The organism is Mesorhizobium sp. M0227, assembly GCF_040321855.1.
Taxonomy (GTDB): Bacteria; Pseudomonadota; Alphaproteobacteria; order Rhizobiales; family Rhizobiaceae; genus Mesorhizobium.
Genome location: NZ_JAMYSJ010000008.1, coordinates 1 through 22,101, shown reverse-complemented (window position 1 = coordinate 22,101; position 22,101 = coordinate 1). Strand labels below are relative to the sequence as shown.

The following is a 22,101-nucleotide window of genomic DNA, read 5'->3' as shown; positions in this document are numbered from 1 at the left end:
ATCACAATTGCCACGTAACGGTGACATGTAACCTCTGGTAACATATCCCGGACGCTCGCGACCTGCTATGTAGATCATAGGACGCGGTGTGGTTCGGACGGGAGATGGGGGCATCACTCGTACGGCCCGGGCTCAGGCGGCTACCGCGTCCGAACCGTTTTTCCGCCGAACACGGCGGTACCAAATGCGGCGGACCTGACGTTTTACCTCCCAAGGAAACGGTCCGCGAACAAAACGACGTCCGGCCCCGCCGTACGTCGTTTTCTCTTGTTCCCCCGAATCAGGTTCGAGAGGAACGCCACGCCATCAGGCAGCCTTGCCGTTGGTGTTCATCGCCTCGTCGGCCAGACGGCCGGTGAGTTCGGCCATGTGGTCGAAGACGGCACGATAGCTGGCAACGCCCGCGGTCGCGGAGCGCAACTCGATGATCAGGTCGCCGATCTCGGCTTGCGGCATGGTTGCCTCGACGACATCCCATCCCGGCCAGTCGGGCCGCGCGTCGTAGCCGAGGATCTGACCGCGCCGCTGCGGGATGAGAGCGATGATCTTCGAGGTGGCGTCGGAGGGGGTGACGATCTCGACCTTCATCACGGGCTCCAGGAGCACCGGCAAGCACGCGGCCATGCCTTCCTTCATCGCCAGCCTGGCCGCCATCTGGAAGGCCATGTCGGAGGAATCGACCGCATGATAGGAGCCGTCCGACAGGTTGACTGCGACATCCACGACCGGAAAGCCCAGCGGCCCGAATTTCAGATAATCGCGCACCCCGGTCTCGACCGACTGGATGTAGGTCTTGGGCACGACGCCGCCGGTAATTGTATCGGTGAACTGGAAGCCGGAACCGCGCGGCAGCGGCTTGATCTCGATCACCACGTCGCCGAACTGGCCATGGCCGCCGGACTGTTTCTTGTGACGGCCGCGCTGCTGCGCCGATTTGCGGATCGTCTCGCGATAGGGCACCGCCGGCGGATGGCCTTCGACCGGTATCTGGTTCTTGCCTTCCAGCCGCTCGCGCACCACGCGCAGATGCATCTCGCCATGGCCCGACAGCACGGTTTCGGCCGAGTCCTGATTGTGGCGCAGGCTGAGCGAGGGGTCCTCCTCGGCCAGCCGCTGGATGGCAGCCGACATCTTCACTTCGTCCTTGCGCTCCTTGGGGCGGAGCGCGAAGGCGAAGACCGGCTGCGGCGGCTCGAACTGGACGAGCGGCTTGGTGCCGCCCTTGGCCGAGCTCAGCGTCTGGCCGGTCTTGACCTCGTCCAGCTTGCCCAGTGCCACCGTGTCGCCGGCCTTGGCGATGGAGAGCTTGGACTGGTCCTTGCCGAGCATCCGGTAGATGCCGGAAACCTTGGCGGTGTCGCCGCCGGGCAGCCAGAGTTCGGAACCGTCGACGACCTGACCGGAGAGGATGCGCGACACCGACAGCTTGCCGCCATGCGAGGTGTGGATGGTCTTCATCACCTGGACCAGGGTAGCCGCGCCGTCGGGTGCACCGAGCCGTTTGCGGGTCGCCTCGATGTCGGGCGCGTCGTGGCGAATCGCCTTCAGGAGGCGCAGCACGCCGTTGCCTTTCTCGGCGGTGCCGATCAGCACCGGGATCACCGCACCGTCGCGCAGGTCGGCGGCGAGGTCGTCGAAGATCGCGTCCTTGGGCGGCTCGATCTCCTCGAGCAGCTGTTCCATCAACTGGTCATCATGGTCGGCCAGCGTTTCCAGCATCGAGAAACGCGCTTCGAGCTCGCGCGCCTTGTCGTCGCCGGGAATCTGCGCCACCTCGCTTTCGGCATATTCGCGATAGATGTAGGCGCGCTCCAGCGCCAGGTCGATCGAACCAATGACGACGCCGTCCTTGCGCAGCGGAATCTGGCGCAGCAGCAACGGCACGGCACTGGCCGGCTGCAGCATCTTCAGCGTGTCGCGCACACCGATGATTGCCTTGTCGACCTTGTTGAGGAACAGAATGCGCGGCACGCCGAGATCGTCGAGCTTGCGCATGATCAGTTGCAGGGCAGGGATCTTCTTTTCGTCGGCCTCGGCTACGACCACCGCGAGGTCGCAGGCGGCCAGCACCGGCTCGGCCTCGAAGGAGAATTCGATGGAACCGGGACAGTCGACGAAGGTGATCTGCTCGCCCATGAACTCGGTCGTGGCGACCGTCGCCTCGACGCTCATGGCGTGGGCGCGCGCCTCGGGCGAATGATCTGAAACGGTGTTACCTGATGAAACGGGATTTTGTCGGGGAATTGAGCCCGTACGGGCCAATATGGCTTCGAGAAGTGTCGTCTTACCGCTTGCGAAGGGACCGACTATGGCAATGCATTTCGGTCCCGTGCGTCGTCCTCCGGCGCGAGTACCCATGACTGACCTCCACTCAGGCGTTTCCCGTAGGACCGACTGGCATGTATGGTTCAGGCTTGGTCAATCGGTCCTGAGCGGCGGCCGGCCTGTTCGACCGTCGCGGGCGGGTTCTTTTCAAGTGCCACCTGCCCAAAGCCATCGTCCCACTTGTTTGCCGGCAGGGCAAGAAAAATAGAAACCCTTTGCTCGGCCGTGGACCGTGCGGATCATATGCTGGGCTGGCAGCCGGAAGCTGTTGCACGTCGACCGATATCGGCCGAAACTGAAAACAGGCGATCCGTCGCCCGCTGTTTGAAGGACCATCGACCCATGAAGATCATTGCCTGCGGCAGCGTGCCGACCGTCATCGCACCGGAAAAATACTTTACCGGCCGGGTGCTGCAGACGCCGATCATCGAGAAAGAGGCGCCGGCGCGGCTGCGGGCCACGCTGGTCAGCTTCGAGCCGGGCGCGCGCACCCACTGGCATACGCATCCGCTTGGCCAGACGCTTTACGTGACGGTGGGCGCCGGGCTTGCCCAGACGTGGGGCGGCCCGGTCCAGGAGATCAGGGCCGGCGACGTCATCTCGTTCGCGCCTGGCGAAAAACACTGGCATGGCGCGGCGCCGAAATCGGCGATGACGCATATCGCGATGCAGGAGGCGCTCGACGATGTCCATGTCGATTGGCTGGAGGGGGTGACATCGGAACAATATGGCGGCTGAATGCTCAGTCCGCAGGAAGCCGGCTTCTCTTCCAGCCGCTACATTTTTAGAAGAGGGCGACTCGCGGCGAGTCCCGTATCGTGGCGCAGGCCATGCTCAATCGCCGGATCGACAGCGCCATGCCGCCCGTTCAACTGACCGTCGGTCAGTGATGATTGCGAAACTCACGTCCGGACGTAGCCATGTCAAAGCACCGTCTGCCCCTGGTCGCCGCTGTCTATCTTGGTTCGTTCGTGGCTCTGCTCGACGTCAGCATCGTCAATGTCGCGCTGCCGACCATCCAGCAGGCGTTGCAAACCGATTTCGGCGGCCTGCAATGGGTGGTCGACGCCTACACGCTGTGCCTGTCCGCCTTCATGCTGTCGTCCGGCCTGATCGGCGACCGCTATGGCCGCAAGCGCTCGTGGCTGGCCGGCGTCGGCATCTTCGTGGCCGGCTCGCTGATCTGCGCCGTCGCGCCCAATCTGCCGGTGCTGCTGGCCGGCCGAGTGGTACAGGGCATCGCCGGCTCGCTGCTCATTCCAGGCGCGCTGTCGATCCTGACGCAGGCCTTTCCCGATGCGCGCCAGCGCGCCGGCGTCATTGGCGGCTGGGCGTCGTTCGCTGCCATCTCTCTGCTCGTTGGTCCCGTCCTCGGTGGCATCCTGGTCGAGACCGTCGGCTGGCAAAGCATCTTCCTGATCAACCTGCCGCTTGGCTTGATCACGATCGCGCTCGGTGCTGCTTCGATCAACGAGACGGCGCATCCCGAACATGCCCATCTCGATCTCGTCGGCCTGGCTCTCAGCATCCTGTGGCTGGGGGCGCTGACCTTTGGCCTGATCTCGGCCGGCGAGAATGGCTGGGGCGAGCCAAGGACGGTCGCGGCGCTCATCGCCGGCGTCGTCGGCCTGGCTGCTTTCCTCGGCTTCGAGGCGCGCACGGCACGGCCGATGCTGCCGCTTGGCCTGTTCCGTGACGTTCGCTTCGCCGTCGCCAATGTCGCTTCGTTCGCGCTCGGCTTCACCTCCTATTCCAGCGTCTTCTTCTTCTCGATGTTCCTGCAGCAGGTGCAGGGCTGGTCGCCGACGCAGACCGGCCTGCGCATGGCGCCGGCCTTCATCGTTCAGATCGTGGTGTCGCCATGGATCGGCAGGCTGAGCGCGCGCTATGGTCACTCCGCGCTGATGACCATCGGCTATGTTGCTATCGGCCTGTCCATGCTCGGCATGTGCTGGGCCGGTCCTTCGACGCCCTATGCGATGCTGTGCCTTCTGTTCGCCATTGGCGGCCTCGGCAATGCGCTTGCAATCCCGACCGGCAGCGCTGCCGCCATGTCCTATGCGCCGCGCGAACGCTCGGGCATGGTGTCGGCGGTCATCAATGCCACCCGCCAGAGCGGTCTTGCCATCGGCATCGCCTTGCTCGGCGCCTTGATGAGCATGCGGGCGACCAACCTTTTGACCGGGTATCTCGGCGACGCCGGTGTCGCCGACGCGGAAGCGGTGGCTCGTGCTGCAATTTCGCGGCATGATTTCGCAACCGATGCGGCGATGGGCGAAAGCGGCGTGCATGAACTCTATGCTGCCGCCTATGCCGGCGGCTTCCACGCCGCGATGCTGACGGCAGCGATCGGCGCGTTCCTCACCGCCGCACTGCTGGTTGCCGTGTTGGCGCCGGCCGAGGCGCGCTCTGCCAAAGAGACCAAGCACGAGGCGTGAGGCTGACGACCCATTAAAAACGGCGGTGATGAACTGACCCCCGAAAGTTGGATACAACCTTCGGGGTTTTTCGCGTTCATAGTGCGTCGGTCAGGTCAGCGAAGCCGTAAAACGCTGGATGCGTGTGCAGGCTTCTTCCAGAAGCCTCTCCGAGGTCGCGTAGGAGATGCGGAAGTTGGGCCCAAGGCCGAAGGCCGAGCCGAACACCACCGCGACGCCCTCGGCTTCGAGCAGTTCCGAGCAGAAGGTCTCGTCGGTGTCGATCAGCCTGCCAGCTTTGGTCTTCTTGCCGATCAGCTGGGCGCAGGAGGGATAGACATAGAAGGCGCCTTCCGGCGACGGACAGGTGATGCCGCGTGCCTGGTTGAGCATCGACACGACAAGGTCGCGCCTGCCTTGAAAGATCGCCTTGTTTTTGGCGATGAAATCCTGCGGGCCATTCAGCGCCTCGACGGATGCCCATTGCGCAATGGTGCAGGCGCCCGATGTCTGCTGACCCTGGATCATGTCCATCGCCTTGATCAGTTGAACCGGACCCGCCGCATAACCGATGCGCCAGCCGGTCATTGCATAGGCTTTCGACACGCCGTTCATGGTCAGCGTGCGCTCGTAGAGCTTAGGCTCGACCTCGGCGATGGTTTTGAAGACGAAATCGCCATAGGTCAGGTGCTCGTACATGTCGTCGGTCAGCGTCCAGACATGCGGATGCCTCAACAGCACGTCGGCCAGTGCGCGCAGTTCGGCCTCGGTATAGGCAGCGCCGGACGGGTTCGACGGCGAGTTCATCAGCAGCCATTTGGTCTTCGGCGTGATCGCCTTTTCCAGCACGGAAGCGGTCAGCTTGAAGCCATCGTCGATCGAGGTGTCGGCAAACACGGAGGTGCCGCCGCAGATCGCCACCATCTCGGGGTAGCTGACCCAGTAGGGGCGAGGAATGATGACCTCGTCGCCGGGGTTCAGCGTCGCCATGAAGGCGTTGAACAGGATCTGCTTGCCGCCGGTGCCGACTATGGTCTGCTCGGGCTTGTAGTCGAGATTGTTCTCGCGCTTGAACTTTTTTGCGATCGCCTCGCGCAGCGGCACGATGCCCGAAACCGGCGGATACTTGGTTTCGCCACGGTGGATTGCCTCAATCGCCGCATTCTTGATGTTGTCTGGCGTGTCGAAATCCGGTTCGCCGGCGCCAAGCCCGATAATGTCACGGCCGGCATTTTTCAGCTCGCGCGCTTTCTGCGTCACCGCGATGGTGGCGGAAGGCTTCACGCGGGAAAGGGTGTCGGCAAGAAAGGCCATGAGCTTGACGTCTCCATGGAAGATCGGCGCGGCCAGGAGCGACCGCGGCGCTTCTCATGTCGCATGATTTCGCGCAACGCAAGCATTGTCGGCTGATCCAGGTCTCAAGGAGCCGTGATCGGGACCCGGTCGGCAACAATAAATTCATTAACGAGCGGTAGAGGCTTGAGTGGCAGGATCGCAGACCAATTGCGGAGCGAGGAACCGTGTCGCGCAGCGTCGGGCTTGCCCACATCATCCGTCAGGACGACGGCACCTCCACCGGTGTCTGGGGCATCTACACGCTGCAAAGCGCCTTCCAGCCGATCTTCGCCTTCAAGGAAGGCAAGCTGTCGGTGGTCGCGTTCGAAGGGCTGATCCGACCGTTCCGCGACGGCGAGCCACAATCGCCGATGAATTTCTTCTCGACCTGTCCGGCCGCCGACCGGCTGCATATCGAGGCGCTGACCAGGACGCTGCATCTTCTCAACGCCGGTGCCTGCCTGCCGCGGGAAGCGTCGATCTTCGTCAATTTCGACCCGTCGGTGTTCACCGAACGCACTGTTGCCGACGCTGCCTTGCGCGACATGCGGCTCGTGCTGCACGAGGCCGGCATCGACCCGCGTCGCGTCGTCTGCGAGGTGACCGAGCAGCGGTCGGCGTCGCAGGAAGCCTTGCACGGCTTCGTCGCGGCACTGAGGGCCAACGGTTTTCGCATCGCCGTCGACGATTATGGCGCCGACGATTCCGACATCAATCGGGTCAAGGAGTTGAAGCCGGATATCGTCAAGTTCGATGCCTACTGGATCACGCAGCTGATGGAGTCCGGTGCCGGCTTTGCGTTGCTGACCGCCATGGTGAAGAACTTCGAGGAGCAAGGCATCCATACGGTGTTCGAAGGCATCGAGGAGGGCTGGCAACTGGAGCTCGCCGAGAAATCGGGTGCGTCGATGGTGCAGGGTTTCGTGCTGGCGCGGCCCGAATTGGCGCCGACCAGCTTTGGCGTCTTCGACAAGGCCAGGCAGGCGCCTGTCGCTGCTGCCGTCGACACGGTTCCTGCCGTGGCAACGCCTTCGGCGCGGCCGGTCAAGGCCTTCGGGCGCCGTGTGGCGACATGAGAGATGATCGGCGGCGCAATGTCGGCGATGCGATCCAGGTCGACGAAGTCGGCATCGAATACGGCATATATGGCGAGTTCCGGCTGCGCAGCGCCTACCAGCCGATTTTCGCGCCGCGCGGCCGGTTCCTTCACGCGGTCGCGGCCGAAGCCCTGATCGAGCCGCACCGTGCCGGCCGCCCCGGCGCGCCGAAGGTATTCTTTGAAAGCGTTGCCGTCTCGGACCGGCTGTTTGTGGAAACCATGTGCCGGGCGCTGCATCTCAGGAATTTCCGCAACATCGGCGTCGACGGCCTCGACCTGTTCTTCAACTACAACCCGTTGATCAACGACCATGCCGGGCGGGCACTGGCCGAAATTCGCCTGATGACCAGGCATCTCGGCGAGTTCGGCCTGGCGTCGGCCATGCTGGTCTGCGAAATCACCGAACAGGCGGCCGACGATGCGCTTCTCACGCGGCTGGTGCGCGAAATGCGGCGCGACGGCATGCGCATCGCCATCGACGATTTCGGCACCGGGCACTCGACCGAGGAGCGGGTGAGCCTGCTCAAGCCCGACATCGTCAAGATCGACGGCACCTGGTTCGCGGAGTTCTGCCGCCACGCTGCCGCCGAACGGTTCTTCCGCCCGCTGGTTTCCAGCCTGCATGACCGCGGCGCCAAGGTGCTGGTCGAAGGCATCGAGCAGCCCACCCATCTGCGCGTCGCGCTCGAAGGCGGCGTCGACCTGCTGCAGGGTTTTCTCCTCGCCCGTCCCGCGCTTGCCGGCACGGTATTCGAGGAAAAGCCGCTGGTCATCGATGCGCTGCTGGGCCGGGACAGCAAGGTCGTGCCCCTCTTTGGCTAGGGCATGCCGACAATTGGTGCCGTGAGCGTCCTTGGACGCTTTGCATCAGCGGCGCTGATCGTCGTACCAAAACAAATCATTGGTTGAGGCCGCCGCCGCTGCGATAATCGCGCGGAGACAGTGCTCCGGAGAACAGCCATGATACTCTACGGCATGATCGACAGCGGCAATTGCTACAAGCCGCGCCTGCTGATGGCCAAGCTTGGCCTTGCCTTTACCAATGTCGGAGTGAGTTCGCACACAGGCGACACACGCAAAGCCGATTTTGTCGCCAAGAACCCGAACGCCATGGTGCCGCTGCTCGAGTTCGACGATGGCCGGCGGCTGGCCGAATCCAACGCCATCCTGCTCTATCTCGCCGAAGGCACACGCTTCCTGCCGGCGGACAGGTATGAGCGTGGGCTCGCCTATCAATGGCTGTTCTTCGAACAATACAGCCACGAGCCCTACATTGCCGTGCGCAAGGCGCTGCTGACCTTCCCCGAACGTGCCGGGGATGCGACCCCGGAGCGGCTGGCGGTGACGCTGGAGCGCGGCAACAAGGCGCTCGGCGTGATGAACAGGCATCTGGAAAACAATGCTTTCTTTTCCGGCAGCACGCTCAGCGTCGCCGACATCGCGCTGTATGCCTATACGCATACGGCGGAGCAGGGTGGTTTCCAGCTCGACGCCTATCCGGCGGTGGCGGCCTGGCTTGGCCGGGTAGAGGCCGATCCGGGGCATGTGCCGATCGATTGGGTGGAGTAAGTAACGCCGGTGGTCGTATCGCCTGCGGCGCCGATCTCCAGACAGCAAAAAGGCGGGATAAATCCCGCCTTCCATGCTTGGTAGCCTGATCGGGAGCGTCGGGTCCGGGCTGGCAGCTATCTGCTGATCCAGCTTGTCGGGTCTTTCCGCTCCAGCGCGCTTCTCGCGCGACTGTCAGTACATCCGTGACTTGCCGCGCGCCCCGAGCTCTCGCCCGGCGCGCGCACTTCGCAAAATCAGGCTGCCTTGCTCAGAGATCCCGCGGACGACTTGCCAGTGCGGCGGTCCTGCTCGATCTCGAAGTTGATCTTCTGGCCTTCGACCAGGGTCGACAGTCCAGCACGCTCGACAGCGGAGATATGGACGAAAACGTCCGCGCCGCCCGCGTCAGGCTGAATGAAGCCGAAGCCCTTGGTGGCGTTGAACCACTTGACCGTTCCTGTTGCCATTTTAGATAGTCCTTCAACATTTGCTTTAGATTGACCGGACCGAAGTCCAGCCGGTGTGCATCGAGATTTTGGAGATAGACGTCAGCAAACGCGAAGATCGCGAGGCCCGGATCGATCGGCCGAAATATCAATGGAAGGCATATAGGCTGGTTTCGCATAAAATACAAGACTGCGTGAGAAAGCCGTGATCGAGCGCTGCCCAACGGCTGCCCCAATCTGCTGAAAACGTTGCGGCAGATCACGCTGTTCTCGAGCGGCGGATCAGGGGAGACGACCATGAAAATCATTCTGCTTGCCGCCTGCCTCACGCTTGTCGCCGCTCAGGCGCAGGCGATCTCGCGCTACGACCCGACGCGTATGAGCTGCGGCAAGGTTCAGGGGACGATCGCCCGGCAAGGGGCCGTCATCCTGCGCTATCAGTCGAAGCGGGTGCCTGGGCTGCCGCTCTACGACCGCTATGTACAGAGCCAGCGATTCTGCAGCATGGGCGAGGTGAGGACACGGGCCTACGTGCCGAGCGCCGACACAAAGTCCTGCCCGGTCTACAACTGTAAGCGGCCGGACAATGACCGGCATTTCCGCCGGCGGTTCTTCCACAACAACTAGCGCTTATCGACCGGCAGCCATTGCTCTCAATCCCGGATGTGTTCTGTGAGCATGGACACAAATTGCGTCACCTTTTGCGGGCGAAAGCGCGCTGCCGGATAGACCACGTGAATGCCGCCGGAGGGCAGCACCCAGTCGGGGAGCACGTGGACGAGGCGGCCTTGCGATAGGTGGTCGACGACCAGATAGTCCGGCAGAACTGCCAGTCCGCCCCCGGCGAGCGTCGCTTCCAGCACAGCCGGCGTCGAGTTGATGGAGAATGCCTCGCGCAGGGTGATGGTGCGCGGCTCGAAACCGCCTCGGGTGAAGTTCCAGGTGAACGGCTTGCGAAGCACGGCATTGGCAACGAGCGGTAAGGAAGAAAGGTCTTCTGGCTTGTCTACTCTGATCCCGGCGGCGAAATCCCGCGACGCGACCAGGATTTGCCGGAAGGTGCCGATGCGGCGCGCCTGCTGGCTGGAGTCCTCCAGCCAGCCGACCCGGATGGACAGGTCTATCTTGTTGTCGATCAAGTCAATTATGGCATCGGAAATGAGCAGTTCGACGCCGCAGGCAGGAAATTTCTGGCGAAAGCGGGCGGCGATCGGGGCCAGCACGATCGCGCCATAATCATTGGACGCGGAAACACGCAGCACACCGGCCACCTCGGCGTTGGCCTCGCCAACCTCGGCGATCGCTTCTTCGACATCCCGCAGGATCAGAACGCAGCGTGCATGCAGAAGACGGCCTGCTTCCGTCGGCTCGACCCTTCGCGTCGTGCGCACGAGAAGCGTGGTTCGCAGCTCAGCCTCAAGGCGCGCGACCTGTTGGCTGACAACTGTTTTCGTGATGCCGAGCCGCTCGGCCGCGCGGGTGAAGGAACCCGCGTCGACCACCGTGGCAAAATAGGCGAGGCGATTGAGGTTTATCGATTCCACCACGAAGGCTCATTGTAAGCTTTCAACATACAGTTTGTATTATTATAGCCAATTTATTGATTAATCCAAAGAGCCTACCGTGCCGTTCCACCGTCCGTCCTGCGGCCGGCGGGTGCGCAGCCGCATCCGATCCCTTTCATTCAACGGAGATATTCCATGTTCACGAGGAGACAGATCATGAAGACCTCATTGGCCCTCGGCGCAACCGCCGCTTTCGCTCCCATCGACAGCGGCCGAGCCGCCGGCGCCAAGCTTGGCTGGAAACACTTCCCGGCGGGTCCAAACGGCTTCTTCCGTGCGCCGGTGCTGCTGTCGGGGCCGAGCGAAGCCCTGTTGATCGATGGCGGCTTCACCTATCCGGACGGCAAAGCGCTCGCCGATGCCATCAAGGCCAGCGGCAAGAAGCTGACCACCATCTACGTCACTCAGTCCGATCCCGATTACTACTTCGGCCTGAAGCCGGTGCGGGACGCCTTCCCGGAGGCGAAAGTGATCGCCGCCTCCGCCACGCTGGAAGCCATCAAGGGCAATGTGGAGAAGAAGCTCGCCGTCTGGGGTCCGCAATTGAAGGAAAATGGCCCGCAGGCGCTGTCCGACATCGTCTTCCCCGAGGCATTCGACGGCGCAACGCTGACCGTCGATGGCGAGACTGTCGAGATCGTCAATGCGGAAGAAGGATTGGCCAACCGCCGCTATCTGTTCGTGCCGTCGCTCAATGCCGTTTTCGGCGGAGTGATGATCTTCTCGGGCGTTCATGTCTGGACCGCCGACACGCAGACCAGGGAGAGCCGCGCCGCTTGGATCAAGACGCTGGACGCGATTGCCGCCCGCAAGCCCGCTGTCGTGGTGCCTGGCCACATGGCCCCCGATGCCGCGATCGGTCCTTCGGCGGTGGAGTTCACCAAGTCCTATCTCATCACCTTCGAGGAAGAACTGGGCAAGGCGGCAGACAGCGCCGCGTTGAAGGCGGCCATGGAGGCCCGCTTCCCCGGCCTCGGTATGGGCGTCGCCCTCGATGTCGGATCCAAGGTCGCCAAGGGCGAGATGAAGTGGGGCTGAGATGGCGACGAACCTCGATTTGATCCGTAGAACCTACGAGGGAACCTACGAGGGAACTTCCGAGGAGAACGGCCGCAATCTGCTGGCCGTTCTTTCCGCCGACATCGAATGGACCGAGGCGGAAGGGTTTCCCTATGCCGGCACCTATATCGGCGTCGAGGCCCTGATGCAGGGTGTTTTCAAGCGGCTCGGCTCGGAGTGGACCGGATACCACGCCGCCGTGCACAGTTTCATTGCCGATGGCGACCGGGTGGCGGCCTTCGGCGTGTATTCCGGTACATACAAGGCGACGGGAAAATCCATGACGGCCCCCTTCGCTCATCTCTACGAACTGCGGGACGGCAAGATCATCCGCATGCGGCAGTATGTCGATACGGTCCTCGTCGCGCGCGCACTGACCTGACACCGACGCAACCAGGGAGACATCCATGCTGCAACTTAAACCCGACGATGACGGACGGTCGCGACTCGGTCAGGCAGCTTCTGGAAAAGATGGGAGTTGCCCATTGGCCGAAACAGGCGGTCGACTTCAAGCGGGTGATCGCCCAAGGCGATCTTGTCATGCCCCAGGTCGTTCAGCCGAAAACGGCTGACACGCCAGAGACGGTCATCGTGGATATTTTCCGCGTTGGAAGCCGGTGCCCGCCAACCCGGTCAACAGGCGATCGATGTACTGATCCCGGCTTACTGCCAGCACCGGCCGCCGTTCAAAACCCGAACGACACCTGCGCCGGTGGCAGCGGGCCGACGCGCACGCCTTCCATGGCCAGCATCTTCTCCTTGGTGATCGATCCGCCGGGCGCCGAGAAGCCGCCGATCTTGCCGCCGGCGGCAAGGATGCGATGGCAAGGGATGACCAGCGGCACCGGATTGGCGCCAAGGGCGGCCCCGGTTTCGCGGGCGAGCCCGGCATGGCCGGCGGTTTTGGCCAGCTCACCATAGGTGGTGGTTTCGCCGAAGGAGAGTTTTCGCGCCGCGTCGTAAATGGCGAGGCGGAAATCGTCGACGCCGTCGAGATCGACCGGCACGGCGGAGAAATCGATGTCCTCGCCCGCCGCATAGGCCTTGATCGCTGCGATCAGCTCGACCACCCATGGCGGCTGCGCCGTGGAGGTGGAAACGCCGCCATGGCGCAGCAGGCGCCGCTCCACCGCTTCGCGGCTGCGTTCGGGCAGGCAGAGCCGGATCAGGCCCTTTTCGCTCCAGGCAATGCCCATGAAACCGATCACTGTTTCTAACACTGCGTGGCCGGCCGTGATCGAAGCTGTCGTGACCATGATGCGCTCCTTCCCGCAAAGTGGCGAAATCCGGGATTCGTCCCAGTACATATCCGGAACAATATGGCACCACCGCCTGCGTCTCGCCACCCGAAAACCACCTGATCGCCCCGATTGCCCGGCCTGAATCGCTGGTGTAAGGGATTTCTTAACAACCCGACAAACCGGACCCGAGCGCGGCTTGCCAGCAAAACTCAACCTTATCGCGATCGGCGTGATCCTGGCCGCCGCCGGCATCAGCGGCTGCACGTCGACCTCGCAGATGAAGTCCGCGCCTGCTCTCACCGAAACAGCGACCGTCGCCGGCACTGACGCCGGCTTCACCGTGCCTCTGCCGGAGACGGTTTCGGTGCTGCCGGAATCATCGGGAATCGCCCCCGCTCAGACGGCCGAACTGCCGCTCGATCCCGCCGCACAGCCGGCTGCCGCGACCGCCGCTTTTGCCGGATCGACACCGGCGGCACCAGCCGTGCCCGCGGTGATGACCGCCAATGCCTGGCAGGCGCCGCCGCCGGCAAAGGCGAGCGAGCCGGTCAAGGCGGCCGAGACCTATACGACCGCGGGGCTGGTCATACCGGCAACCGCCAAGGGCGATCGCATGCCGGGCGTCCAGCAGGTCGCCTATGTCGTGCCGCAGAACCCGGCGGCCCTGGTCCAGTTCCCGGCAGGGCCCGTGCAAGAAGAACACACGACGGGCGTGCGTGGCGATGTCGAGCGGCTGATCGAGAAATATGCGGCGATCTATCAGGTGCCGGTGGATCTGGTGCGCCATGTCGTCAACCGCGAGAGCACCTTCAACCCGAAAGCCTACAACAACGGCCATTGGGGACTGATGCAGATCAAGCACGCGACGGCGCGCGGCATGGGCTATGACGGGCCGGCCAAGGGCCTGTTCGACGCCGATACCAATCTGAAATACGCGGTGAAATATCTGCGCGGCGCCTGGCTGGTGGCCGGCGGCAACGCCAAGAAGGCCGACTGGCTCTACCAGACCGGCTATTATTACGACGCCAAGCGCAAGGGCCTGCTCGAGGCGACCGGCCTTGGCCGCGACCGCCAGCGCCGCCGCCTGCAGCCCGACGCCTGAGCGCGATGCCTGAACCGCGCCCGCCGGCTTTGAACGACATCCGGCTGCGCAAAATCCTCGACGAGACGCTGGTTCCGCCACATTGGCCGGAGGGTTTTGTCATGCGCAGCTTCGAGCCCGGGGACGCGCCCGCCCTGCATGCGCTGTTGACCGAAGTGTTCGATGATGGCGCCGATGGCCCGTTCGACGAGTGGTGGCCGCGTATCGCGGACGATCCCGAATTCGACCCGGCGCTGTGCTTCCTCGTGATCGACGCCAAGGGCCGGCTGGCGGCGGCGGCACTGTGCTGGACCCGCGCCTTCGTCAAGGATCTCGCCGTTCATCCCGAGGCGCGCGGCAAGGGTGTTGCCGAAGCGCTGATGTGGCACGCCTTCGCCGTTTTTCGCGAACGCGGCGCCGATCATGTCGACCTCAAGACCAACACCGTCGAGAATCCCGCCGCCGTCCGGCTCTATGAGCGGCTGGGCATGATGCCTGTCGCCTGGGAAGGCTAGGGTGTGCGGATATTCAGGTGATGCCGGCCTGCAAGCGACGGTTCCCTGCGCTTCCGGCCTTCGCCGGCCGAAGCACCCATGGTTGCCTGACCTGAATCTCAACACACCCTGATGCATGTCGCCCACGCAGGAACGGCATGATTTGGGAACCCAAAAGCGCCGCTTCGCATTTAATGGGAGGTGAGGGCCTGACAAGCTGCCGGCGCGTGGGAGGATTTTCCGTCACCGGCTGCGGAGGGACATCCACCACCATGACGTTTTCTCACGCATTCCTTGCGGTCGGCGTCGCTGCCATGCTCGCTGGCACGCCAGCATGGGCCGTCGATCTGTCGATCGTGTCGGGCGATACCGGCGATGGCATCAAGGTGCTGCGCGAGATCCTCGACCGTTACGAGAAAGACAGCGGCAACAAGGTCGGCATCGTCGTCATGCCGGCGTCCGGGACCGACCAGTTCGGCCAGTACCGGCTTTGGCTTGCCGCCGGAAACAGCGACATCGACGTCTACCAGACGGATGTGATCTGGGCGCCGCAACTCGCCAGCCAGCTCGTGGATTTGACCGCAGCGACCAAGGATATCGTGGCTGAGCATTTCCCGTCGATCATCCAGTCGCAGACCGTCGACGGCAAGCTCGTCGCCTTGCCGATCTTTACCGATGCGCCGGCGCTCTACTACCGCAAGGATCTCCTCGACAAATATGGCGCCAAGGTGCCGGCCACCTGGAAGGAACTGGCCGACACCGCCAAGCTGGTCATGGACAAGGAGCGTGCGGCTGGCAATCGGGATATCTGGGGCTTCGTCTTTCAGGGCAATGCCTATGAGGGGCTGACCTGCGACGCGCTCGAATGGGTGATGTCGAATGGCGGCGGCCAGATCATCGAGCCGGACGGCACCATCTCCGTCAACAACAGCCAAGCGGCGGCGGTGCTCGACATGGTCAAGGGCTGGGTCGGGACCATCGCGCCACCCGGCGTGCTCGCCTACCAGGAAGAGGAATCGCGCGGTGTCTGGCAGACAGGCAAAGCGGTGTTCATGCGCAACTGGCCCTATGCCTACGCGCTCGGCAACGGCGAGGGCTCGCCGATCAAGGGCAAATTCGACGTGGCGCCGTTGCCGGCCGGCACGGGCGAGGGCGCCCGACCGGTCGCGACCCTGGGCGGCTGGAATCTCGCCGTCTCCAAATATTCGAAGCATCCGGATGCCGCGATCGAGCTGATCAAGTTCATCGCCTCGCCCGCGATGCAGAAATACCGCACGCTGAAGACGTCCAACCTGCCGACCATCCAGGCGCTGTATGACGATGCCGACATCGCCAGGCAACAGCCGATCGTTCCGCGCTGGAAGCAGATCTTTCTCGATGCGGTGCCGCGCCCCTCGGCCGCGATCAGGATCAAATACAACGAGGCGTCGAGCCAGTTCTGGAACGCCGTGCACAACACGCTCTCGGGCGACGGCACTGCCGCCGACAATCTGGCCGATCTCGAAGCGATGCTGACCAAGTTGAAGGGCCGAGGCTGGTGACGATACTGGGACAGCCACCCGGCGGGACCGCAACGAGCGGACCGAGATGACAGGGACGGAACCGGAAACAGCCAGGGCCGCGCTCTCGCAGTTGACGGCGCAGCGCGTTCGCTCGGCGTGGCTTTTCCTGGCGCCAATGCTGCTGGTGCTCGCCGCGGCGGCCGGCTGGCCGCTTGCCCGCACGGTCTATTTCAGCTTCACCGATGCCTCGCTGGCCGATCTCGATGCGCGCCAATGGGTCGGCTTCGCCAATTATTTCTCGGTGTTCAGCATGCCGAGCGGCAGGACCCTCTATGACGGGTTGCTCGTCGATCCGGTCTGGTGGCGTGCCGTCTGGAACACGGTTCGTTTCACAGTGATTTCGGTGACCTGCGAGACCATCCTCGGCACCATCGTTGCCCTGGTTCTCAACGCGGAATTCGCCGGCCGCGGCATCGTCAGGGCAGCGATCCTGATCCCCTGGGCGATCCCGACGATCGTCTCGGCGAAGATGTGGCAATGGATGCTCAACGACCAGTTCGGCATCATCAATGTCGTGCTGCTCAACCTCGGCCTGATCAGCACCAAGATAGCCTGGACGGCCGACGCCGACACGGCGATGGCGGCCGTCCTCATCGTCGATATCTGGAAGGCGACGCCGTTCATGACGCTGCTCATCCTGGCCGCGCTGCAGATGCTGCCGAGGGAGATCATCGAGGTCGCCAGGCTCGACGGCGCCAACCCCTGGCAGATCTTCTGGCGGGTGACCTTGCCGCTCATCCGGCCGGCGCTGATGGTGGCGGTTATCTTCCGCGCGCTCGATGCGCTGCGCATCTTCGACCTGATCTATGTGCTGACGCCCAACAATGTGCATACCAAGTCGATGTCGGTGTTCGCCCGCGAGAACCTGTTCGAGTTCGACAAGTTCGCCTATGGCTCCGCCGCCTCGACCTTGCTTTTCCTGATCCTGGCTCTGCTCACCATCGTCACCATCCGGATCGGCCGGATAAGCCTGGACGGAGGCCGCTGACATGTGGATCGTGAAGCGCACGGCCTTTTACCTGCTGGTCGCGGTCATCGTCTTCGTCGCCGTGTTCCCGTTCTACTACGCCATCGTCACCAGCCTGAAATCGGGGACCGACCTGTTCCGAGCCGATCTGTGGCCGACGACGATCAGTCTTGCCAATTACCGGAATGTGCTGACCGAGGGCAGCTTCGTGCGCAACCTCGCGAACTCGCTCTTCGTCTCCGGCGCAGTCGTCGCGTTGTCGCTGTTGCTCGGCGTCACATCAGCATATGCGCTGGCGCGCATTCGCTTTCGCGGTCGCTCGGCCCTGCTGTTCATCATCCTGTCGGTGTCGATGTTCCCGCAGGTGGCGCTGCTGGCCGGGCTGTTCGAACTGGTCCGTCTGTTCGGCCTCTACAATTCGCTGTTCGCGCTGATCTTCTCCTACATGATCTTCACCTTGCCGTTCACCGTCTGGGTGCTCACCACCTTCGTCCGCGACCTGCCGGTCGAGGTCGAGGAGGCGGCGATCCTAGACGGCGCGACGCCGTGGATCATCATCACGCGGGTCTTCCTGCCGCTGATGTGGCCGGCGCTGGCGACCACCGGCCTGCTGGCTTTCATCGGCGCGTGGAACGAGTTCCTGTTTGCCCTGACCTTCACCTCCAACAACGCACAGCGGACCGTGCCGGTAGCGATCGCGCTGCTCTCCGGCAACTCGCAGTTCGAGATCCCTTGGGGCAACATCATGGCGGCCTCGGTGATCGTCACGGTGCCGCTGGTGGTGCTGGTGCTGATCTTCCAGCGCGAGATCGTTTCCGGCCTCACCGCCGGCGGGGTCAAGGGGTGAGGGGGCGAAACGCTCAGATGTCCGGTGCGTTGCCGATCTTCTTCTTGAGCTCCAGGGCCCAGGCGCGGCCTTCGTCGCCGCCCCACAGCAGCCAGGCAATGTAGCCGGCCGAAGGGTTTTGCTCATTGCCGTAGTTCCTGCCGCGCTTGTCGATCTCGTGGCGGGCGAAATAGCTGACCATGCGGCGGATGGTGGAGGGCGCGAGCTTTTCCCGGTTCTTCAGCTCGGTGGCGCGGGCCACGCCGATCCCGGTGCCGCCGCGGCCGAATTCGCCGCGCAGCCTGAGGCCCTTGGCGGCATTGTCGGCCACCACTTGCGGGCAGCGCAGATCGATCTCGTCGTCGTGCATGTTGTTCCCCGGATCACGCTGCCCGAACAGGTATTACGACATCTCACCATGCGCAATAAATGTCGGGACCGATCGCCGCCAAACGTCCTTGGGTCGCAGAGCAACCGCGCCGGGACGCCGGCGCCGCGACTTGAAGGAGCCGATCATGATCACCTTTCCCAACGAATCCGCGAAATACCGCACCGCGCGTGAAAAACTGCTGCGCAAGGAAATCGAGCTGCGCCGGGTCATGGAAGAGGTCGCCGAGGCCCGGCGCGCGCTGCCGCCGGGCGGGCTGATCCGCCAGGACTATGAATTCGACGCACTGGATGCCCAGGGCAAGCCCGCAAAGACAAGACTGTCGGAGCTGTTCGCGCCGGGCAATGACTCGCTCATCCTTTACAACATGATGTTCCCGCGCCACCCGCAGGAGAAGCGCGATGTGGCGACCAGCGGCGGCACGGCGAAGCTTGCCCGACCGGACCAGCCATGTCCGTCCTGCACGGCATTGCTCGATCAGTTCGACGGCGCCGTCGGGCATCTCCAGGCCGCCGGCTTCAATTTCGCGGTGGTGGGCAAGACCGCGCTCGAAAACCTGGTCACGCTCGGCCGCGACCGGGGCTGGCGCAACATGCGGCTGGTGTCTTCGGCTTCCAACAGCTTCAAGCGCGACTACAATGCGGAGGCGGCCGACGGCTCACAGATCCCGCTGCTGTCGGTGTTCCACCGCGACGGCGACGGCATACGCCATTTCTGGAGCTCGGAACTGGATTTCGCACCGACGGAGCCGGGCCAGGACCCACGCGGCCTTGGCACCTGCGAAACGCTGTGGAACCTGATGGATTTCACGCCTGAAGGCCGCCCGAACTGGAACGAGCAGTTGCAATATGGCGAGGCGTGTTGCCACTGAAAGGCAGCTCTGGTCAGCCGCCGCGTTTCAGTTTTCGGAACATGAGTCACATGGCTGGCTCGAACGAGCGCATCGGCGAGCGTTCGAGTCAGGCACGGATACGGTGGGGCGATTGAGGCGACATGCGCAGGCTTCTTCCTCATGAGCTGCAACCGGAGTGCCCAAGCGACGTTGGATTGTCCGAGGGACAATTCCAACCGGAGACATGCCATGAAAACGCTTACCATCCTGACCGCAGCAGCGTTGCTTGCCGGCGCGCCGGCCTTTGCCCAGTCGAACACGACCGCCACGACCACGCCGCTCGCCACGACGACGAAGGTCGACACTTCGACCTTCATCAAGACGGTGCCGAGCGCCAATGAGTTCGAGATCGAGTCCAGCAAGCTCGCCGAGCAGAAGGCGACCGACGCCGACGTCAAGGCGTTTGCCAAACAGATGATCGCCGATCACACCAAGGCCGGCGAGGAATTCAAGGCGGCGCTTGCCCAAGGCCAGACAACCTCGGCCACAGCGCCGTCCGGTCCGGCCCTGCAGCCCAAGGAGCAGAAGATGCTCGATGAATTAAAGGGCGCCAGCGGCGATCAGTTCCAGGCCAAATACATCGAAATGCAGACCAACGCCCACAAGGAAGCCGTCGCGCTGTTCAGCGGCTATGCGCAATCCGGCGACGACCCTGCGATGAAGGAATTCGCCAAGAAGACGCTGCCGACGCTGCAGATGCACGAAAAGCACGTGAAGGAACTGGCGGCCGCGCATCAGGGGTGAGTGCGGTTCAGGTTGGCGCTCTACGGCGCCCCCTCTGTCCTGCCGGACGTTCGTTATTTGGAAAGCCAAGCAATTGGCTTTCCATCCGCTTCGCGGACCACTCCTCAACCCCCACAGGTGGGGAGATTGGCCGTCGTCACTGTTTTCGCCAATTTTCAACGTTGCAAGATGAAGGCCGGCGCCAAAGCTGCCAATCTCCCCCCTTGAGGGGGAGATGTCCGGCAGGACAGAGGGGGGCGCCGTAGAGCGCTACCATGGAAACCAGCCCGCTTGGCAAACCAACACCACAATGTGGCCCTGTGCCTCCGGACGGCACGCCGTATCCCGATCAAGGCTGAGCGCTGCTCAGGCCGATCTGATCTGCTCGACCGCGGTCACCAGCAGCTCTTCCATGGCGGTGCGTATCTGGGCATCCGACTGGGCGATGCCTGCCGCGTCGAAATCGGCGCGGACCTTGCGGAACACATCGTTGTCGCCGGCCTCTTCGAAGTCGGCGTGCACCACATCCTTCGCATAGGCGTCGGCGTCCGCACCGGATTTGCCGAGCTGTTCGGCGGCCCACAGGCCGAGCAGCTTGTTGCGGCGCGCCATGGCCCGGAACTTCGCTTCCTCGTCCATCGCGAACTTCTTTTCGAAGCCTTCCTGACGGTCTCTCATGCTGCTCATGGTTTGCCTCGTTTGGATGTGAGTCCGGTCTTCAGCCTGGGGGAAGAACGGCAGGAGAGGCGAGAGTGGCGCGCATGGATGTCATTAGCAAGGCAAGGTCGCCGGTGATTGAGCGGGCGCCTGGCGGCGGTGGTCTTCGCCCGATGTGATTTGACGTTGCCGTGCTGTGTCCTACTCTCGAATGCCTCTGGATGAACCGAGGAGACGAGCGATGCAGTTCAACGGAATTCGCGGCGTCTTGCTGACGGCGGCCGTGATCCTTGCCGCCGGCACCGCGGCCTATGCCCATCATGGCTGGTCGTGGACGCAGGACGGGTTTTTCGAACTCAAGGGCAAGATCACGGCCATCTATATCGGCAATCCGCATGCCACGCTGGATGTCGACGCCGAGGGCGAGGCCTGGCGGGTGGAGATGGCGCCGCCGTCCCGCACGATCGCCGCCGGCTTCACGGAGGAGGTGGCCAAGGTCGGCGACGAGGTGACCGCGATCGGCAACCGCTCGCTCGAGGCGACCGAAAAGCGCATGAAGGCGGTGCGCCTCATCGTCAACGGGAAGACCTATGATGTCTATCCCGACCGCGTGCCGCCGGCCTAGATGACGGAGCTTCTCGCCGGCATCGAGCAACTCGCTTTGGCGCGGTGGCTGAAGGCGTCCTTCGTCGCCTACCCCGTGGTCAATGCGCTCCACATCATGTCGATCGGCGCGCTGCTGACCAGCGTCGTTCTCATGGACCTCAGGATATGCGGTGCTTTCCGTTCGCTGCCGCAAGCGGCGTTCGTCGGGCTGCTGCGCCACATTGCGTTGGCGGCGTTCGCGGGCGCGCTCGTCACAGGCTCGCTGCTGTTTTCAGTGAAGGCGAGCACCTATGCGGCGATGCCGGTTTTCCTCGCCAAGATGGCACTCATCCTTCTCGCCGGCGTCAACTTCCTCGCCTTCATGCGCTTCTCCCGCGCAACAGGCCGCGGCGAGCCGGCAGGTGGGACCGTCCTGGCCGTGCTCTCGATTCTGCTGTGGATTTCCGTGCTTTTCGCCGGACGGTTCATCGGTTTTCTCTGATTAGAGCGAGCGCCTGCACTGGTGTTCCGCCAGTGCAGGGATAAGCTCCCTGAAGCACCTGGGTTGTCACCTACAGTTTTTTTGCGAAGAGGACCCCCACCCCTAACCCCTCCCCACAAGGGGGAGGGAGACTTCCGTTGGCGCTGACCTAGGCAAATCGTCTGTCTTTCGGCGCCAAAGAAGAATTTAAAGGCACGCGGCAGCGTTCCCTCCCCCTTGTGGGGAGGGTTAGGGTGGGGGTCCTTCTTCGCAAGAATCCACATGCGATAGCCCTGCCCTTGGGGGGAAGGTTAGGGGGCTCTTGGTTGTGTGCGTCAAGTTCTGCAAAATGGGCGATCATGAAGCTGGTCATGCGGCTTGGCGTAGAGCGAGCTTCTTGTGCTCGC

Annotated in this window: 24 protein-coding genes; 17 read left to right on the top strand and 7 right to left on the bottom strand. The window is 63.3% G+C overall.

The window, feature by feature from the left end; translation table 11 throughout:
• Nucleotides 1–306 precede the first annotated feature (306 nt).
• Nucleotides 307–2,358: an elongation factor G gene (locus tag NKJ00_RS13045; protein ID WP_352610420.1), complete on the bottom strand. Its 2,052-nt coding sequence runs from the start codon at nt 2,356–2,358 to the stop codon at nt 307–309.
• A gap of 309 nt (nt 2,359–2,667) precedes the next feature.
• On the opposite strand from NKJ00_RS13045, the gene NKJ00_RS13040 reads away from it, so the two are divergent.
• Both NKJ00_RS13040 and NKJ00_RS13035 read left to right on the top strand, forming a co-directional pair.
• Nucleotides 2,668–3,063, top strand: a complete 396-nt coding sequence (locus tag NKJ00_RS13040) for a (R)-mandelonitrile lyase (RefSeq protein WP_128303813.1) — start codon at nt 2,668–2,670, stop codon at nt 3,061–3,063.
• Nucleotides 3,064–3,245: 182 nt separating this feature from the next.
• The gene (locus NKJ00_RS13035; RefSeq protein ID WP_352629971.1) at nt 3,246–4,763 is read left to right on the top strand and encodes an MFS transporter; all 1,518 of its coding nucleotides are present in this window, start codon (nt 3,246–3,248) and stop codon (nt 4,761–4,763) included.
• 90 nt (nt 4,764–4,853) lie between these two features.
• On the opposite strand, the gene NKJ00_RS13030 is transcribed toward NKJ00_RS13035, so the two are convergent.
• Nucleotides 4,854–6,056 carry a pyridoxal phosphate-dependent aminotransferase gene (locus NKJ00_RS13030; RefSeq protein ID WP_128303815.1) on the bottom strand — a complete coding sequence of 401 codons (1,203 nt, stop codon included), beginning with the start codon at nt 6,054–6,056 and terminating at the stop codon, nt 4,854–4,856.
• A gap of 206 nt (nt 6,057–6,262) precedes the next feature.
• On the opposite strand from NKJ00_RS13030, the gene NKJ00_RS13025 reads away from it, so the two are divergent.
• The 3 genes from NKJ00_RS13025 to NKJ00_RS13015 all read left to right on the top strand — a co-directional run bounded on the left by NKJ00_RS13025 (nt 6,263) and on the right by NKJ00_RS13015 (nt 8,745).
• Nucleotides 6,263–7,153: an EAL domain-containing protein gene (locus NKJ00_RS13025; RefSeq protein ID WP_352440418.1), complete on the top strand. Its 891-nt coding sequence runs from the start codon at nt 6,263–6,265 to the stop codon at nt 7,151–7,153.
• Nucleotides 7,150–7,998 (top strand): EAL domain-containing protein, encoded by an 849-nt coding sequence (locus tag NKJ00_RS13020; RefSeq protein WP_128303817.1) that lies wholly within the window; start codon nt 7,150–7,152, stop codon nt 7,996–7,998. The genes NKJ00_RS13025 and NKJ00_RS13020 overlap by 4 nt, the downstream gene beginning before the upstream one ends.
• 138 nt (nt 7,999–8,136) lie before the next feature.
• Nucleotides 8,137–8,745, top strand: a complete 609-nt coding sequence (locus tag NKJ00_RS13015; RefSeq protein WP_128303818.1) for a glutathione S-transferase family protein — start codon at nt 8,137–8,139, stop codon at nt 8,743–8,745.
• 236 nt (nt 8,746–8,981) lie between these two features.
• Here the strand turns inward: NKJ00_RS13015 and NKJ00_RS13010 are convergent, their stop codons facing one another.
• Nucleotides 8,982–9,194: a cold-shock protein gene (locus tag NKJ00_RS13010; RefSeq protein WP_010910991.1), complete on the bottom strand. Its 213-nt coding sequence runs from the start codon at nt 9,192–9,194 to the stop codon at nt 8,982–8,984.
• Between the two features lie 276 nt (nt 9,195–9,470).
• Here NKJ00_RS13010 and NKJ00_RS13005 point away from each other — a divergent pair, with 276 nt between their 5' ends.
• Nucleotides 9,471–9,800, top strand: coding sequence for a hypothetical protein (locus tag NKJ00_RS13005; protein WP_023809723.1), 330 nt, complete (start codon nt 9,471–9,473; stop codon nt 9,798–9,800).
• 26 nt (nt 9,801–9,826) lie between these two features.
• On the opposite strand, the gene NKJ00_RS13000 is transcribed toward NKJ00_RS13005, so the two are convergent.
• Complete coding sequence (locus NKJ00_RS13000; RefSeq protein ID WP_164892914.1) at nt 9,827–10,717, bottom strand: LysR family transcriptional regulator; 891 nt, start codon at nt 10,715–10,717, stop codon at nt 9,827–9,829.
• A 156-nt stretch (nt 10,718–10,873) separates the two neighbouring features.
• Between NKJ00_RS13000 and NKJ00_RS12995 the strand changes: the two genes are divergently transcribed.
• On the top strand, nt 10,874–11,776 hold the full coding sequence (locus NKJ00_RS12995; protein ID WP_023809722.1) for an MBL fold metallo-hydrolase: 903 nt from the start codon (nt 10,874–10,876) through the stop codon (nt 11,774–11,776).
• Nucleotide 11,777: 1 nt separating this feature from the next.
• The gene (locus NKJ00_RS12990) at nt 11,778–12,179 is read left to right on the top strand and encodes a nuclear transport factor 2 family protein (RefSeq protein ID WP_352629968.1); all 402 of its coding nucleotides are present in this window, start codon (nt 11,778–11,780) and stop codon (nt 12,177–12,179) included.
• Between the two features lie 304 nt (nt 12,180–12,483).
• On the opposite strand, the gene NKJ00_RS12985 is transcribed toward NKJ00_RS12990, so the two are convergent.
• The gene (locus tag NKJ00_RS12985) at nt 12,484–13,053 is read right to left on the bottom strand and encodes a methylated-DNA--[protein]-cysteine S-methyltransferase (RefSeq protein ID WP_023809720.1); all 570 of its coding nucleotides are present in this window, start codon (nt 13,051–13,053) and stop codon (nt 12,484–12,486) included.
• Between the two features lie 181 nt (nt 13,054–13,234).
• Here NKJ00_RS12985 and NKJ00_RS12980 point away from each other — a divergent pair, with 181 nt between their 5' ends.
• The 5 genes from NKJ00_RS12980 to NKJ00_RS12960 all read left to right on the top strand — a co-directional run bounded on the left by NKJ00_RS12980 (nt 13,235) and on the right by NKJ00_RS12960 (nt 17,989).
• The gene (locus tag NKJ00_RS12980; protein ID WP_352629966.1) at nt 13,235–14,140 is read left to right on the top strand and encodes a transglycosylase SLT domain-containing protein; all 906 of its coding nucleotides are present in this window, start codon (nt 13,235–13,237) and stop codon (nt 14,138–14,140) included.
• A gap of 5 nt (nt 14,141–14,145) precedes the next feature.
• Nucleotides 14,146–14,634: a GNAT family N-acetyltransferase gene (locus NKJ00_RS12975; RefSeq protein WP_352629964.1), complete on the top strand. Its 489-nt coding sequence runs from the start codon at nt 14,146–14,148 to the stop codon at nt 14,632–14,634.
• Between the two features lie 251 nt (nt 14,635–14,885).
• Nucleotides 14,886–16,154, top strand: coding sequence for an ABC transporter substrate-binding protein (locus tag NKJ00_RS12970; protein ID WP_352629962.1), 1,269 nt, complete (start codon nt 14,886–14,888; stop codon nt 16,152–16,154).
• Nucleotides 16,155–16,200: 46 nt separating this feature from the next.
• Nucleotides 16,201–17,163, top strand: coding sequence for a carbohydrate ABC transporter permease (locus NKJ00_RS12965; RefSeq protein ID WP_352629960.1), 963 nt, complete (start codon nt 16,201–16,203; stop codon nt 17,161–17,163).
• Between the two features lies 1 nt (nt 17,164).
• Nucleotides 17,165–17,989: a carbohydrate ABC transporter permease gene (locus tag NKJ00_RS12960; protein WP_352629958.1), complete on the top strand. Its 825-nt coding sequence runs from the start codon at nt 17,165–17,167 to the stop codon at nt 17,987–17,989.
• Between the two features lie 13 nt (nt 17,990–18,002).
• Here NKJ00_RS12960 and NKJ00_RS12955 read toward each other — a convergent pair whose 3' ends face one another.
• Nucleotides 18,003–18,338 (bottom strand): hypothetical protein, encoded by a 336-nt coding sequence (locus tag NKJ00_RS12955; RefSeq protein WP_352629956.1) that lies wholly within the window; start codon nt 18,336–18,338, stop codon nt 18,003–18,005.
• Between the two features lie 145 nt (nt 18,339–18,483).
• Here NKJ00_RS12955 and NKJ00_RS12950 point away from each other — a divergent pair, with 145 nt between their 5' ends.
• Nucleotides 18,484–19,227, top strand: a complete 744-nt coding sequence (locus tag NKJ00_RS12950) for a DUF899 family protein (RefSeq protein ID WP_352629954.1) — start codon at nt 18,484–18,486, stop codon at nt 19,225–19,227.
• A gap of 210 nt (nt 19,228–19,437) precedes the next feature.
• Nucleotides 19,438–19,992: a DUF4142 domain-containing protein gene (locus NKJ00_RS12945; protein ID WP_127321344.1), complete on the top strand. Its 555-nt coding sequence runs from the start codon at nt 19,438–19,440 to the stop codon at nt 19,990–19,992.
• 345 nt (nt 19,993–20,337) lie between these two features.
• Here NKJ00_RS12945 and NKJ00_RS12940 read toward each other — a convergent pair whose 3' ends face one another.
• The gene (locus NKJ00_RS12940) at nt 20,338–20,658 is read right to left on the bottom strand and encodes a DUF1476 domain-containing protein (protein WP_352629951.1); all 321 of its coding nucleotides are present in this window, start codon (nt 20,656–20,658) and stop codon (nt 20,338–20,340) included.
• A gap of 211 nt (nt 20,659–20,869) precedes the next feature.
• On the opposite strand from NKJ00_RS12940, the gene NKJ00_RS12935 reads away from it, so the two are divergent.
• Nucleotides 20,870–21,253, top strand: coding sequence for a DUF6152 family protein (locus NKJ00_RS12935; RefSeq protein ID WP_352629949.1), 384 nt, complete (start codon nt 20,870–20,872; stop codon nt 21,251–21,253).
• Complete coding sequence (locus NKJ00_RS12930) at nt 21,254–21,715, top strand: DUF6644 family protein (protein WP_352629947.1); 462 nt, start codon at nt 21,254–21,256, stop codon at nt 21,713–21,715.
• Nucleotides 21,716–22,101: the final 386 nt, after the last annotated feature.